Annotated in this window: 15 protein-coding genes and 1 tRNA gene; 8 read left to right on the forward strand and 8 right to left on the reverse strand. The window is 69.2% G+C overall.

What is annotated here, in order from left to right; genetic code table 11:
• Positions 1-13: 13 nt before the first annotated feature.
• Positions 14-223 (reverse strand): hypothetical protein, encoded by a 210-nt coding sequence (locus H0B56_RS22255; protein ID WP_180895082.1) that lies wholly within the window; start codon positions 221-223, stop codon positions 14-16.
• Positions 224-364: 141 nt separating this feature from the next.
• Here H0B56_RS22255 and H0B56_RS22260 point away from each other — a divergent pair, with 141 nt between their 5' ends.
• Both H0B56_RS22260 and H0B56_RS22265 read left to right on the forward strand, forming a co-directional pair.
• Positions 365-1,216, forward strand: coding sequence for a helix-turn-helix domain-containing protein (locus H0B56_RS22260; RefSeq protein WP_246361445.1), 852 nt, complete (start codon positions 365-367; stop codon positions 1,214-1,216).
• Between the two features lie 23 nt (positions 1,217-1,239).
• Positions 1,240-1,446: a DUF397 domain-containing protein gene (locus H0B56_RS22265; protein ID WP_089303176.1), complete on the forward strand. Its 207-nt coding sequence runs from the start codon at positions 1,240-1,242 to the stop codon at positions 1,444-1,446.
• A 6-nt stretch (positions 1,447-1,452) separates the two neighbouring features.
• Here H0B56_RS22265 and H0B56_RS22270 read toward each other — a convergent pair whose 3' ends face one another.
• Both H0B56_RS22270 and H0B56_RS22275 read right to left on the reverse strand, forming a co-directional pair.
• A complete protein-coding gene (locus H0B56_RS22270) occupies positions 1,453-2,661 on the reverse strand; it encodes a cation:proton antiporter domain-containing protein (protein WP_180895084.1) in 1,209 nt (402 codons plus the stop codon).
• A 5-nt stretch (positions 2,662-2,666) separates the two neighbouring features.
• Positions 2,667-3,149: a cation:proton antiporter regulatory subunit gene (locus H0B56_RS22275; RefSeq protein ID WP_180895085.1), complete on the reverse strand. Its 483-nt coding sequence runs from the start codon at positions 3,147-3,149 to the stop codon at positions 2,667-2,669.
• Positions 3,150-3,335: 186 nt separating this feature from the next.
• Between H0B56_RS22275 and cmk the strand changes: the two genes are divergently transcribed.
• Genes cmk through der form a run of 3 tightly spaced genes read left to right on the forward strand, consistent with a single transcriptional unit; the run spans position 3,336 to position 6,174 of the window.
• Positions 3,336-4,079 (forward strand): (d)CMP kinase, encoded by a 744-nt coding sequence (gene cmk / locus H0B56_RS22280; RefSeq protein WP_180895086.1) that lies wholly within the window; start codon positions 3,336-3,338, stop codon positions 4,077-4,079.
• Complete coding sequence (locus H0B56_RS22285) at positions 4,076-4,741, forward strand: lysophospholipid acyltransferase family protein (RefSeq protein ID WP_180895087.1); 666 nt, start codon at positions 4,076-4,078, stop codon at positions 4,739-4,741. Before cmk ends, H0B56_RS22285 begins: the two co-directional genes overlap by 4 nt.
• Positions 4,738-6,174 carry a ribosome biogenesis GTPase Der gene (gene der, locus H0B56_RS22290; RefSeq protein ID WP_180895088.1) on the forward strand — a complete coding sequence of 479 codons (1,437 nt, stop codon included), beginning with the start codon at positions 4,738-4,740 and terminating at the stop codon, positions 6,172-6,174. Before H0B56_RS22285 ends, der begins: the two co-directional genes overlap by 4 nt.
• 2 nt (positions 6,175-6,176) lie before the next feature.
• Here the strand turns inward: der and H0B56_RS22295 are convergent, their stop codons facing one another.
• Positions 6,177-6,449: a hypothetical protein gene (locus H0B56_RS22295; RefSeq protein ID WP_180895089.1), complete on the reverse strand. Its 273-nt coding sequence runs from the start codon at positions 6,447-6,449 to the stop codon at positions 6,177-6,179.
• Positions 6,450-6,691: 242 nt separating this feature from the next.
• On the opposite strand from H0B56_RS22295, the gene ahpD reads away from it, so the two are divergent.
• A complete protein-coding gene (ahpD, locus tag H0B56_RS22300) occupies positions 6,692-7,243 on the forward strand; it encodes an alkylhydroperoxidase, AhpD family (RefSeq protein WP_246361442.1) in 552 nt (183 codons plus the stop codon).
• A 115-nt stretch (positions 7,244-7,358) separates the two neighbouring features.
• Here ahpD and H0B56_RS22305 read toward each other — a convergent pair whose 3' ends face one another.
• Complete coding sequence (locus H0B56_RS22305; RefSeq protein WP_180895090.1) at positions 7,359-8,195, reverse strand: SGNH/GDSL hydrolase family protein; 837 nt, start codon at positions 8,193-8,195, stop codon at positions 7,359-7,361.
• Between the two features lie 156 nt (positions 8,196-8,351).
• On the opposite strand from H0B56_RS22305, the gene H0B56_RS23570 reads away from it, so the two are divergent.
• Positions 8,352-9,563 (forward strand): PucR family transcriptional regulator, encoded by a 1,212-nt coding sequence (locus H0B56_RS23570; RefSeq protein ID WP_180895091.1) that lies wholly within the window; start codon positions 8,352-8,354, stop codon positions 9,561-9,563.
• A 27-nt stretch (positions 9,564-9,590) separates the two neighbouring features.
• Here the strand turns inward: H0B56_RS23570 and H0B56_RS22315 are convergent, their stop codons facing one another.
• Both H0B56_RS22315 and H0B56_RS22320 read right to left on the reverse strand, forming a co-directional pair.
• Entirely contained in the window at positions 9,591-10,568 is a 978-nt protein-coding gene (locus H0B56_RS22315) for an NAD(P)H-dependent flavin oxidoreductase (protein ID WP_180895092.1), read from the reverse strand.
• A 149-nt stretch (positions 10,569-10,717) separates the two neighbouring features.
• A complete protein-coding gene (locus H0B56_RS22320) occupies positions 10,718-12,370 on the reverse strand; it encodes an acetolactate synthase (protein WP_180895093.1) in 1,653 nt (550 codons plus the stop codon).
• A 171-nt stretch (positions 12,371-12,541) separates the two neighbouring features.
• On the opposite strand from H0B56_RS22320, the gene H0B56_RS22325 reads away from it, so the two are divergent.
• Positions 12,542-12,615 (forward strand) — tRNA-Pro (locus tag H0B56_RS22325).
• 209 nt (positions 12,616-12,824) lie between these two features.
• Here the strand turns inward: H0B56_RS22325 and H0B56_RS22330 are convergent.
• A complete protein-coding gene (locus tag H0B56_RS22330) occupies positions 12,825-13,286 on the reverse strand; it encodes an SRPBCC family protein (protein WP_180895094.1) in 462 nt (153 codons plus the stop codon).
• Positions 13,287-13,684 lie beyond the last annotated feature (398 nt).

Here is a 13,684-nt window from a genome sequence, read left to right on the forward strand (position 1 = left end):
TGCCGGGCTCACCTCAGGTGTGCCACGTCTTCTCACGCATCGCGGTGAGCGCTTCCGCGCTGATGTCCGCGAGCCTGTGCAGACCCTGCTCGGTCACGAACAGCTCGAACCCTTCCCTGCCGCCGAACCGGAACTCGACCTCGTCCCGGCACACCACGTACTCGATCGGGCAGTCACCGTCGATCGCTGCCCACGCTCCTACCGATGCCTCGGAGCCGTTCATCGGAGCCTCCCCACGACCTCGTACGGCGGCGCAACGCGTCGCCGTAGGCTGCTACTGTGCGTGCGCGATGTGGTCAATCGCACACGCACAGTGTAGGATGCGGACAATAAATTTGCACGCATCTGAAAGGGTGAATCCGTGATGGCGATCGGACAGCGCCGCACTGCCGAGCGCATCCAGGTCGGCGCGACATTGAAGCGTATGCGCATCGAAGCCGACGTCAGCAGGGAGGACGCGGCGGAGACTCTGGGGTGCACGGTGACCACCATCGGCAACATCGAGCAGGGCCGCACGAAGGTCAGCCACGGCGACCTCACCGCGTTGCTCGAGCTGTACGGCGCTCCCGAGGACCAGGTGGACGACCTGGTCCAGGTCAACCGGGAGGCTCACCGGGCTGTCACCCGCGTGCGGGGCGGTGGCGAGATCCAGCCCCACCAGCGCCGGGCCGCCGACCTCATCCGGGGTTCCCGCGCCATCAGCTTCTACAGCCCGGAGCTGTTCCACGGCCTGCTGCAGTCCGAGCCGTATGCCCGCGCCGTCCTGGCGCCCACCGGGCACCTCACCGGCGTGCAGGAGACCCGGCTGCGGTTCCGGCTGGACCAGGCCGAGGTACTCACCCGCGAACCGGACCCGCTGCAGCTGTGGGCGGTGGTCGGCGAGGCCGCGCTGCGCAAGAACATCGGCGGCGCCGAGGTGATGCGCGGGCAGCTGCGCCACGTGGTGCGGCTGTGCCGGGAGCTGCCCAACGTCACCGTGCAGGTGCTGCCGCTCGGGACCAGGGAGCACTACCTCATCGGCGCGACGGTCTCGATCTACCGGCTGGACGAGGGCATTCCCCAGATCGCCAGCGTGGACACCACGCTGGGCGACCAGTTCTTCGAGCGCGATGCTGCGGTGTCCGAGGCGCTCTCGAACTTCGACGACGTGCGCACCAAGGCGCTCGACCCGCTCACGAGCGTGGATATGATGGAGGAGCTAGCCGACTCCCTGTAGCCGCACGTGAAGCGAGCCCCGCGATGTCCCTGCAGCGCCACCAGTGGATCAAGCATTCTCACAACGGCAGCAGTTGCGTGGAGGTCATGCTGACCGACACGGAGGTGCTGGTCCGCAACTCCAACCGTCCCGAGGCGGGCACGTTGTCGTTCACCTTCGCCGAGTGGGCCTCGCACACCGAGGGGCACAAGCTCGGCGTCTTCGACCTGCCGGAGGGCACCGCCTCCTGAGCCCCGCTACGGTGTGGTCTGCGGCGCCGGGGAACGCCGCGTCTTGCGCACGAGCGGTTCGACGAACCGTGCGGCGATCGGGCCGAAACCGGCCATGAGGAGTACGTAGGTGGCCGCGAGCGCGGCGAGCTGGCTGTCACCGGCCCCGGGGGAGCTGTCCCCGACGCCTGCCGCGACGGCGAGCCCGGCGATGATGATCGAGAACTCGCCGCGCGCGATCAGCCCGGCGGCCGCACGCGCGCGTCCCATCGTGCCGATCCCGCTGCGCTTGGCGGCCCACCAGCCTGTGTAGAGCTTGGTCAGCGTGGTGACCACCGCCAGTGCCAGGGCCCAGTGCAGCACCGGCGGGATGTCGCCGGGGTTGGTGGTGAGCCCGAACAGCACGAAGAAGGCGGCGGCGAACAGGTCCCGCAGCGGTTCGAGGAGCCTCGCCGCGCTGTGCGCCGCGGGCCCGGCGATCGCGATACCGAGCAGGAACGCGCCGACCGCGGCCGAGATGTGCATGGACTCGGCGACACCTGCCACGAGCAGGGCCGCGCCGAGCAGCTTGAGCAGGAAGATCTCCTTGTTCTCGCTGTAGAGCACGGCCGAGACGTACCGGCCGTACCGCGCGGCGACCACCAGGACCAGGGCGACGACCAGCAGCGAGATCCCGATCGTCGTAGCCCCGGCGAGCAGCGCTGTGCCGCCGAGCACCGCGGTCAGGATCGGCAGGTACACCGCCATGACCAGGTCCTCGAAGACGAGCAGCGACAGGATCACCGGAGTCTCCCGGTTACCGATGCGCCCGAGGTCGTTCAGGATCTTGGCGATCACCCCGGACGAGGAGATATAGGTGACCCCGCCCATGGCAAGCGCGCCGACCCAGCCCCAGCCCATCAGCAGGGCGACGGCGGCGCCGGGGGTGGCGTTGAGCACGATATCCAGTACACCCGCGACCCAGCTCCTGCGCAGGCCGGTGAACAACTCGTTGGCGGTGTACTCCAGGCCGAGCATCAGCAGGAGCAGCACGACACCGATCTCGGCGGCGATGTCGGTGAACTCGTCGATGCCGCCGAGCTGGACGAGCCCACCGTCGCCGAAGGCGAGCCCACCGAGCAGGTAGAACGGGATGGGTGACATGCCGATCTTCTGGGCCAGCCGCGCGAGGAGCCCCAGGCCGAAGAAGACCGCGCCCAGCTCGACCAGTACGAGGGCCGTGTGCTCGGCGTTCACGCCCCTCAGCCCTTCGCGAGAATCCTGGCGGCCGTGTCCAGGCCGTCCTTGGTGCCGACTGCGACGAGCATGTCTCCCCCGGTGAGCGTGAAACCCGGCTCGGGTGCGGGCTGGATCTGCCCGGCGCGCATCACCGCGACGACCGACACTCTCGACCGGCTGCGCAGCTCGGTCTCGCCGAGCGTGCGGCCGTCGAACGGCGATCCCTCGGTGATCGGCAGCTGGCGGGTGTCGATGCCGGGAAGATCCTTGTGCTCCTCGCTGAGCTGGGCGACGAGCTGGGGGGTGCCGAGGAGGTTCCCGAGGGTGGCTGCCTCGTCGGCGGTCAGTGCCAGGCTGGCCACCGCGGTGTCGGGATCATCGGCCTCGGATACGATCAGCTCAAGGTTGCCGTCCCGGTGGCTGATGACGCCCACGCGCCGACCGCCACGGATCGCGAAATCCTTGCGTACACCGATGCCGGGTAACGGGGTCACGTCTACGTTCACGTGGCAACCGTAACGCAGGGTGCCGTCGCGGACCCGGTGGTCGTTCGATCATGCCGAGTGAGGCCGCCGTCCCGCGACGCCGCTCGGCCGGTGACGCAGCCCTCCGGGCACAATGGTTCGCCGGATCGCGTGTCACCGGGCACGTGCGCGGAGCAGGGAACACGAACCGACAGCGAGGAGAGACTGGTGCTGGGAGTGCTGCGTGGGGTCGTCGCCCTGGACGGGCCGTCGGGTACGGGTAAGACGACCGTCGCGCGTATGCTCGCCGAACGGCTCGACGCCGGCTATCTCGACACGGGTGCCATGTACCGCGCTGTCACGCTGGCCGCATTGCGCGCGGGGGTGGACCTCGGTGACCCCGATGCGGTCATAGCGGTGGCGGAGAGTGCCGACCTGGGAGTCGGCACGGATCCGGACCAGCCCGTGGTGGTGCTCGACGAGGAGGACGTGGGTGAACAGATCCGCGGTGCGGAGGTGACCTCGGCGGTTTCGGCTGTCGCCGCCGTTCCGCACGTTCGCGAGATGCTGGTGGAGGTCCAGCGCGCGATCATCGACGACGTGGTCGACGAGCTGGGCGGCATCGTGGTGGAGGGGCGCGATATCGGCACCGTCGTCGCGCCGGACGCCGCCCTGAAGGTCTACCTGACCGCGTCGGCCGAGGTGCGCGCCGGGCGGCGGAGCGCGCAGGACACCGCATCGGGCAGGCAGGCCGATGTCGAGGACGTGCGGGCCGCCGTGGAGCGCAGGGACAGCCTGGATGCCGGCAGGGCCGCGGATCCGATGCGCCCCGCGGCCGACGCCGAGGAACTCGACACCAGCGACCTCGAGCTCGAGCAGGTGATTACGGCGCTGGTCGAGCTGGCAGCGGCACGAGATATGCTGGTGGAGTCCGGGGTCGACGCGAACTCGGAGAGCGGAGCGGCGCCATGAGCACGGGGCTGCCGAGCTACTCGTGGCCACGTTTGCACGATCTGGCGCGGTTTCTGGCACGGTGGGTCTACCGTCCGGCGTTTCGGATCAGGGTCCACGGGATGTCGCGTGTGCCCCGGACCGGTCCGGTTGTGGTGATCGCCAACCACAGCTCCATGATCGAGCCCCAGCTGATCTTCGGGTTGTTGCCCCGCAGGTCGGTCTTCCTCGTCAAGCAGCAGCTCTACCACGGGCTGTTGGGGTGGTCGCTGCACCGGATCGGGCAGCTCCCGGTGCGAAGGGGCGAGCCCGACAGTGGCCCGCTGCTCGAGGCCAGGAGCGTGCTGCGCGCGGGCGGAGCGCTCGGGGTGTTCCCGGAGGGTGCGCGGGGCGACGGTGACGTGCAGAACGCGGAGCTGGGTGCCGCGTGGCTGGTGCGTACCTGCTCGGCCACTGTCGTGCCCGTCGCGGTGCGCGGCACCAGGCCTCCGGACGATGGCAGGCGGCGGCTGCTGCCCCGGGTCGACATCCTGGTCGGGGAGCCGTTCGCACCGGCGGTAGGACGTGGCAGAACCGGACTGGTCGAGGCGACCGAACAGCTGCGAGTACGCCTGGCTGACACCGTGCGCGCCCTGGATGAATGGCGCGTCGCACATGGCATGGAACGGAATGAAGGCCGATGAGCGAAGTTGACGACACGTGGACCGGTGAGGTCGACGGCACATGGTCCGACGAGTCGGAGCTCACCGAGTTCGACGTGGAGGGCGAGGAGGACCCGGAGGACGTCACGGGCGGCCAGCCTGTACTCGCGGTGGTGGGGCGCCCGAACGTGGGCAAGTCCACGCTGGTGAACCGGATCCTGCGCAGGCGCGCTGCCGTCGTGCAGGACACGCCCGGCGTCACCAGGGACCGCGTGGCCTATGACGCGGAATGGGCCGGACGGCGCTTCGCGCTGGTGGACACCGGTGGTTGGGAGCCGAACTCGTCCGGGCTGCGGGCAGCGGTCTCTGCGCAGGCCGAGATGGCGATGTCGACGGCGGATGCCGTGCTGCTCGTGGTGGATGCCACCGTCGGTGCCACGGAGACGGACGAGGCCGCGGCGCGGGTGCTGCGGCGCTCGAAGCGCCCGGTGCTGCTCGCCGCCAACAAGGTCGACGACGAGCGGCTCGTCGCCGACACCGCCGCGTTGTGGTCGCTCGGCCTGGGCGAGCCACACCCCGTCAGCGCGTTGCACGGCCGGAACTCGGGGGACCTGCTGGACGCGGTGGTGCGTACCTTGCCGGAGTCGCCGGGCGAGGCGGGCACCGTGGCAGGGCCCCGCAGGGTGGCGCTGATCGGCAAGCCGAACGTCGGCAAGTCGAGCCTGCTCAACAAGATCGCGGGGGAGGACCGCTCCGTGGTGCACGAGTCGGCAGGCACCACGGTCGATCCGGTGGACTCGCTCGTGGAGCTGGACGGGCAGACCTGGCGGTTCGTCGACACCGCGGGTATCCGGCGCCGCGTGCAGCTGGCGAGCGGGACCGAATACTACGCCTCGTTGCGCACCAAGGCAGCGATCGAGTCCTCCGAGGTGGTCATCGTGCTCGTCGACGCGAGCGAGCCGCTCAGCGAGCAGGACCTGCGGGTGCTGACGATGGTCGTGGAGTCGGGCCGGGCGTGCGTGCTGGTGCTGAACAAGTGGGACCTCGTCGACGACGAGCGCCGGTACGAGCTCGAACGCGAGCTCGACAGGGGACTGGTCCGTATCCGCTGGGCGGAGCGGGTCAACGTGTCGGCCCGCACCGGTAGGGCGGTGCGCAAGCTTGCCCCCGCGATGCGGACAGCGCTGGAGTCCTGGGACAAGCGCATCCCGACCGGCCAGCTGAACAGCTGGTTGTCGGAGGTGATCGCGGCGACCCCGCCGCCGGTGCGTGGCGGGAAGCAGCCGAAGGTGCTGTTCGCGACGCAGGCCCGTGTGCGGCCGCCGACGGTGGTGCTGTTCAGTACCGGTTTCCTTGAGGCCGGCTACCGTCGCTTCCTGGAGCGCAGGCTGCGTGAACGGTTCGGCTTCCCTGGCAGCCCGGTACGGATCAACGTGCGTGTCCGGGAGAAGAAGCAGCAGAAGAAGAAGCGCTGACCTCAGGCCGCAGGCGCTGCGGCGGTGACGCTACCCAGCGCGGCTCGGCCGGCGTCGGTGACACGGGCGGGTACGAGGTCGCCCCTGCGTCCCGGCCGGTCGGGCGCGATGAGGCCCCTCCGGACGAGCGAGTGGGCGGTGAGCTGGTCGGAGAAGGCAAGTCCGTCGAGGAAAAGGTCGGGCTCGCAGCTGCAGGTCAGCTCCGCCTGTCCGCGCGCGACAGCGCGGAGCGTCGCGCGCTCACGATGATTGAGTTCGTCGACCTCCGTAGACACCGTCAGTGTCCTTTCCTGTGAGTCGGCCCGGTGACCACCCGATCGCCATTGAAACGCAACTCGCTGATCGTCTTCATGGGTGATGTGTCGCAGAACACCTATACTGTGTCGCAGATCACGTTCATGTGGCAGGAACGTGCGACTGCAGGCGATGCTTCCGGACGGCCCGGTGGGCTGTGCCCGTGCTACGGGAACGGGAGGGAGAACACACTGGACCCGGCGAAGCAGTTGGCGGGAGTCTGATGCCGCTGATGTCACTGGCCGAGCTGCGGGACACGCTCCCGGACTACGCCAAGGACACCAAGGTCAACCTGGACAAGGTCATCGGTAGCTCGACCTTGCCGGATGGCATCGTATGGGGAACGGCGCTGGCGTGTGCCTACGCCGCACGGAACGGAACCGTGCTACGCGCCTTCGACGCGGAAGCACGGCGACGTCTGAGCGCGGAGTCGGTCAGCGCCGCCAAGGCCGCCGGATCGATCATGGCGATGAGCAACGTCTTCTACCGGGCCAAGCACATGCTGGCGGAGGCGGAGTACGATTCCCTTCCCGCGAAGCTGCGGATGCAGGTCACCGCCCGTCCCGGCGTGGACAAGGTGTTGTTCGAGCTGTGGTCGCTCGCGGTGAGCGCGATCAGCGGTTGCCAGCGGTGCCTGGAGTCGCACGAGCAGGCGCTGCGAAGGAACGGAACGTCACGGGAGACGGTGCACGAGGCGCTGCGTATCGCGTCGGTAGTGCATGCGGCCGCGGTGACCGTCGAGGCCGAGGAGGCGCTGGCGGAGGGCCAAGCCTGACAACCCGAGCGCTGAGTCCGCTGGTGCGCCGTCACGCTCCGGTCCGGCCGCCTGCGTGGTAGCAGCGATGGGCTCCGGCCGGGTGGCCGGAGCCCATCGTGCGGGCCGGTGTGCGTCAGTAGCCGATCGACTGCCAGGTCACCTCGGCGAGCAGGGCTTGCCCCTCGACGCTGGGGTGGAAGTAGTCGCGTGTCGTGACGTGCCGCTCCTCGAAGGTCGTGCCGAACACGGCGTTACCGTCGAACTCGCACCGGCTGTAGTCGGCACAGACACTTTCCAGCTCGGCGTTGTAGTCGATCACGCGCTGCCGGAAGGTCTCGCGCCGCTCGACGTCCGCGGGATCGTCCGACCGGGGGTTCTTCAGCAGGGACTGGCAGATGTCGTAGCTGTCCCAGGTGCTGACCGCGTCGTCGTTGTCGTGGAAGAGCTCCCAGAGCTGGTAGATGTCCGGGATCGACGCCACCTTGATGTCGGCACCGGGAATGCCGCTGTCCAGGCGAGACATCGCCGTTTCGAACTGGTTGCGGAAGGTATCCACATCGGTCATTTCCTCGATCGTGTCCGTGCAGGCATCGTTGCTGCCCATCAGGATCGTGACGAGCTCGACCTCGCGGCTGACCGCGTCGGCCGCCTGGTTGTCGAGGTCGGCCATGACCGCGCCGGTACTCGCGTCGTTGTCGTTGTTGCCCTCGATGCCGGAGTTGCGGGCGAGGAGCCGGGAGTAGTAGCTGTCCACGTCCGAGTTCGTCCCCGTCGACCAGGAGTTGGCGACGCAGTCGGTCCACGCGAAGAAACAGGTGTTGAAGGCACGCGTGATCGAGTCTCCGAGCGCGTCCATCGAGTCGGGCTCGCTCGCGGCACTCGCCGCCGGTGCCGTCGTCGCACCGAGCACGGCTGCCAGAACGGCGACGATCGCGACCCGGGCGCGGGTGAGTGTTCTCCGGAGTGTCATCGGCACAGTACTCCAATCGCCGGAATATCGGGTCCCCTGGCAGTGCCTCGGCCCGCCCGGGGGCGTTCATCGTGACGTGGACCGGGGGCCGGAGGGAATGTCACAGCGACCAGAAGATCTTGTTGGCGGGAACGACGGGTTGCTACGTTCTCCCGCGTGTCTCCGCCTCTCGCCATCTCGGCATCCGCCGACCTCCGCCTGGTGGCTATCGGTGGTTTCATCGCCACGCATGTCGACGAGCTCGCGGAACGTCTCGCCCCGGTTGTCCAGGCTGCCGAACCCGCCTACCGGTCCGGTGTGTACCTCTCCCAGGACGAGGTGGTCCGCGGGTGCAGGCGCAGCCTGGCTATGGTGTGCGAACGCCTGTCGGGGCGGCGTGAGGCCGCCCTCGCCAGAGCGGCTCGGGTCATCCGGGCCTCGGCCGCACGTGGCCTGCCGATGGACGCGGTCACACGTGCCCACCGGGTCGGCTGGCAGTTCGTCTGGGAACTGCTGCTGGAGGACGTGTTCAGCGGGCCGGAACGGACCAGGGCGATGATCGCCACGATGCCGCTGACCTGGTCGATCGTGTCGGAGCTGTCGGAGTCCCTTGTGGCCGGTTACCGGCAGGACGCCCGCGACGACCGGGAGCGTACCGATGCCGATACCCGGATGCTCGACAGGCTGCTCTCCGGTGTGATCACCGGCCCTGCCGAGGTACGCGCGTGCGCGCGGGGGCTCCGGATCCCCGCCAGCGGCACGTTCGTGGTGGTACACGCCGAGACCCTCGCGTCGGGTGAGTGGCCGCTGCCGCGGATCGCCGACCGGTTGCGTACCCGCGGGGTCCTGTCGGCTTGGCGGCTGCGGCCGGATGCCCAGGTGGGAATCGTCGGGCTGGGCACGCACTACGGCGTCGAGCAACTGGCCGAGGACCTCGCCGCACGGGCACGTGCACGGGTCGGCATGAGCGACGCCTACCCGGCACTGGAAGGCAGCGCGACGGCGGCGCAGCAGGCCGCGCTCGCCGCGGGTGCCGCCGCGCCGGGAACCGCGACGCTCGTGCGGCACGACTCCGCGGTGTTACCGGTGCTCATCGCCAGCGCGCCGGACGCGGCGCACCGTCTAGCCCTTCGCGTACTCGGGCCGGTGCTCGTGCTCGACACGGCCGACCGTGACTCGCTGCTGACCACGTTCCGCGCGTGGGCGGTGGCGGACGGCTCCGCCGTTCGCGCGGCTGGGGAATTGCACTGCCACCCCAATACCGTCCGGTACCGGCTCAAACGCCTCGAGCAGCTGACCGGCAGGGCGCTGAGTACTCCGCTGGACAGCATGCACTTGCTGCTCGCGGCCCGGGCGCTCGACGTGCTGCCGGGTGTCGAGGCGGTGTGAGGCTTCCATGGTGCACGGCACCACCACCTACCGGGCGGCGGTCAGCCCAGCCAGCCTGCGTTGCACCAGCGTCGTCGCCTCGGTGACGATGCGGTCGACGAGCTCGGCGACACTGGGGATGTCGTTGATGATGCCCTGCACCATGCCGGCGCTCCAGATACCGGCCTCGAGGTCACCCTCGTCGAAGACCTGACGGCCGCGCGCGCCCGCGACGAGGTCCCGCACATCGGCGAACTCGCCGCCACCTTCGAGGATCTCCACCACCTTGCGGCTGACCGAGTTGCTGGCCACGCGCGCAGTGTTGCGCAGCGGCCGGAAGATCAGCTCGGTGTCCCGCTCGGAGTTGGTGACCATCTGTTCCTTGACACGCTGGTGCACCGGTGACTCCTGGGTGGCCAGGAAACGGGTGCCCATGTTGATCCCGTCCGCGCCGAGGGCGAGCGCTGCCACCAGCCCTCGGGCGTCACCGAAGCCGCCGGAGGCGAGCATCGGAATGGTGATCGCGTCCGCGGCGGCGGGGATGAGTACGAGCCCGGGGATGTCGTCCTCGCCCGGGTGCCCCGCGCACTCGAAGCCGTCGATACTGACCGCGTCCACGCCGAGCGCCTGTGCCTTGACGGCGTGCCGGACGCTGGTGCACTTGTGTATGACCTTGATGCCGGCTTCGGTGAAGGTGGGCATGTGTTCCTGCGGGTTGAACCCCGCCGTCTCCACGATGGTCACACCGGACTCGATGATGGCGTCGCGGTACTCGTCGTACGGCGGCGGGTCGATGGCGGGCAGGATCGTCAGGTTCACGCCGAAGGGCTTGTCGGTCATCTCCCTGGTGCGTGCGATCTCCTCGGCCAGCGCCTCCGGGGTCGGCTGGGTCAGGGCGGTGAGGAAGCCGAGCGCACCGGAGTTGGCGACGGCGGCGACGAGCTCGGCGCGGCCGACCCACTGCATGCCGCCCTGGGCGATGGGGTGATCGACACCGAACAGTTCGGTAAAGCGTGTGCTGAGCATTCCTGACCGTCCTTTCCCAACCCGCGATGGCGCTGCCGGACTACTCTGGAGAACTGTTGGCATTTAGTCAACAGATGTGTGACGGGGCGCTCAGCGGGGAGCGGGACAGGTCCTGACCGGGCACGGACCCAGTAGCGCTCGGCCGGTCCTCAGATCCCCATCGTGGAGCGGGGGTAGGCGTTGTCCGGGTCGGTGATCACGTTGATCAGGTAGGGCACGCCCGCGTCGAGCGCGCGACGCAGTGCCGGGCCGATCTCGGCGGGCTCGGTCACCATCTCACCCGCGCCCCCGAGCGCGCGGACGACCTCGTCGTAGCGGGTGCTGGCCCCGAGCTCCGCGGCGGCATGGTAGCCGTACAGGAACTGCATCGGGTGCTTCTCCAACCCCCAGCCGCTGTTGTTGCCCATGATCATCACGACGGGCAGCCGGTGACGTACCAGGGTGTCGACGTCCATCAGGGAGAACCCGGCCGCGCCGTCGCCGAGCAGCAGTACGACGGGGGAGGAGGGCCGGGCGAGACGTGCTGCCATCGCGTAACCGAGCCCGGTTCCCAGGCACCCGTACGGGCCCGGGTCGAGCCAGCAGCCCGGCCTGCCCGGTTCGACGTAGCGCCCGGCGTAGGAGACGAAGTCCCCGCCGTCACCGATCACGACGGTGTCGTCGTCGGTGTGGCGCAGCAGCTCCCGGTAGATGCGTGCGGGGTGGATCGGCACGGCGTCGCTGTCCAGGACCGCGGCGTCGGCCGCGATCGCGGCATCGGCGGTCGCACGCAGCTCGGCGGTCCAGTCGGCGTGTGCGGTGTGCCCCGGCTGCCGCTGCCATGCCGAGGTGAGGCCGTCCAGGGCGAGCGTGAGGTCGCCCGACGCGGAGCCCGCGAGATCGACATGGCTCGCCAGATGCTCAGGGGAGTCGGCGATGTGGCACACCCGCGCGGCCGGGGAGCCGTCCTTGCCGCCGAACGAACCGTAGCCGAGCCGGAAGTCCAGCGGGGTGCCGACCACGACCACGAGGTCGGCGGCACCGAAGGCTCGGGAGCGGGCACGGGTGACCAGGAGTGGATGGCCGGACGGTAGGACACCGCGCGCGGTCCCGTTCGTGATCGTGGGCAGGCCGATGGTCTCGGCGGCGCGATGCGCTGCGTCCTCGGCGCCGTCGGCCCAGACATCGGAGCCCAGCACGAGGACGGGGCGCCGCGCGGTCGCGACCAGCCGCGCTATCTCGTCGAGCCGCCCCTCGTCCGGCGCGACCGGCTGCCGCTCGGCCGGTGGCGCTGCCGTGGAGGTGGCTTCGCCGAAGACCTGCTCGATCGGGATGTCGAGAAAGACCGGTCCCCGGTGCGGGGTGCACGCCACCCGGAGCGCGTCGTGCACCGCGGACGGGACCGTCTCGGTGCGCTCGATCGTGGTGGACAGCTTCGTCACCGGAGCGAGCAGGGGAGGGTGATCCAGCTCTTGCAGGCTGCCCGAGCCCCATCGCGCCTGCGGCGCGCGGCCTCCGATGGTCAGCAGGGGTGAGCCGTTGAAATGCGCCGTGGTGACCCCGCTGACGCCGTTGGTGATACCGGGCCCGGCGGTCAGCACGGCCAGGCCCGGTGTGCGGGTCAGGCGGGCGGTGCCTTCGGCGGCGAACACGGCCGTCTGCTCGTGGCGCACATCCACCAGCCGCAGCGGCGGCTCACCCTGAAGGGCGCCGTCGTACAGCGGGAACACGTGCCCACCGGACAGCGTGAACATCGTCCGGATCCCGTGTGCGCGCGCCACGTCGGTGGCGAGCCGGCCTCCGTGCCCGGTGACCTGAGTCATCCTGCCTCCCGCGATGTAGTGCTGCCGCAAGCTACTCCGGGAGTGACCGGCATGTCCATGATCACTGTCGGTGGAGGTCGGCCGGGGCAGGCGCGCGAGAAGGGGAGCCGCCTGTCGGTGGTTCGATCCGGCACGGTAGGCTTCAACCAGTCCACGGTAAGTGGGTAGGTCCGGGCTGTAGCGCAGCTTGGTAGCGCACTTGACTGGGGGTCAAGGGGTCGTGGGTTCGAATCCCGCCAGCCCGACCGGCCGCAAAATGGGGCTCTGACCTGACGAAGCAGGTCAGAGCCCCATTTTGCTTACTCGGGCGCTCTCGTCCCATGCGCACGATGCCCGGTGTTTGTCGATCACGTTCCGGCTCGTTCGGATGTAGCCATCGGCGATGGTGCGAATCGACCGTGCGCCTCGGTGAAGAGCGGGATCTCGGTGAGTCTCAGCGCGGCTCGTGGGTCCGTTACTGCTCCAGGTGGGCGGCGAGGTTTGCCAGTGATGAGGTGAGCGCGGCCGTGTGCGTCGCTGCCGATATGCCCGTGGGGACGTCCTCGGCCAGGATGTCCACCCGGGTCCCGGTACCGGAAGCGGTGACTTCCCAGGTCATCGTCATGGTACCCGCGTAGGCCGGGTCGTCGGAGACGAAGTCGACGGCCTGCACCACGCGGACGCCGGGGACGATGTCGACGAAACGAGCCTCGACGATGTCGGAGTCCGCGGTGGACTTGCCGGATGCGGTCGACGTGTCCGTGTAGGTCAGGATCATCCGGTACGAGCCACCCGGCCGGGCATCGAATCGCTCGAACCGGCCGCTCATCCCGTCAGGTGGCAGCCATGCGGCGAGCGCCTCCGGATTCACCAAGGCGGAGTAGACACGGTCCGGTGGGGCCGCGATCACTCGAGATGCTGTGTCCGTCCGTGCCATAGCGCCACCGTAGCGGACAAACGCGCGAGGAAGGGCGAGTATTGCCGGATCGACCCACGATCCGCAGGCCGGGCGCACCAACGTGCCGGAGTCCTCGCACCGGACGAACGCTTCACGTGCCCATTACCGCTTTATTGCCGGCCTGTTTTCCCGGACGCAATCCGCAGTGCCCTGGCCTGTCTCCTGCGCCTGTGATTCTTCCCGATGTGCCGTCGTAACAGGAGTGCGACCTCCGTCATGTTTGATCGAGTTGTCGGGGTCGCGCCGTGACCGCGAGGGCCGAGGAAGCCTAGGAGGTCCGAATCGTGCGTGTACTGGTCGTGACAGTGGTCCACAACCCGCGGGATGCGCGGATTCGGTATCGGCAGATTCCTGCGTTGTTGGAGGCGGGCCACGAG

It is taken from the genome of Haloechinothrix aidingensis (assembly GCF_013450155.1).
Taxonomy (GTDB): Bacteria; Actinomycetota; Actinomycetes; order Mycobacteriales; family Pseudonocardiaceae; genus Haloechinothrix; species Haloechinothrix aidingensis.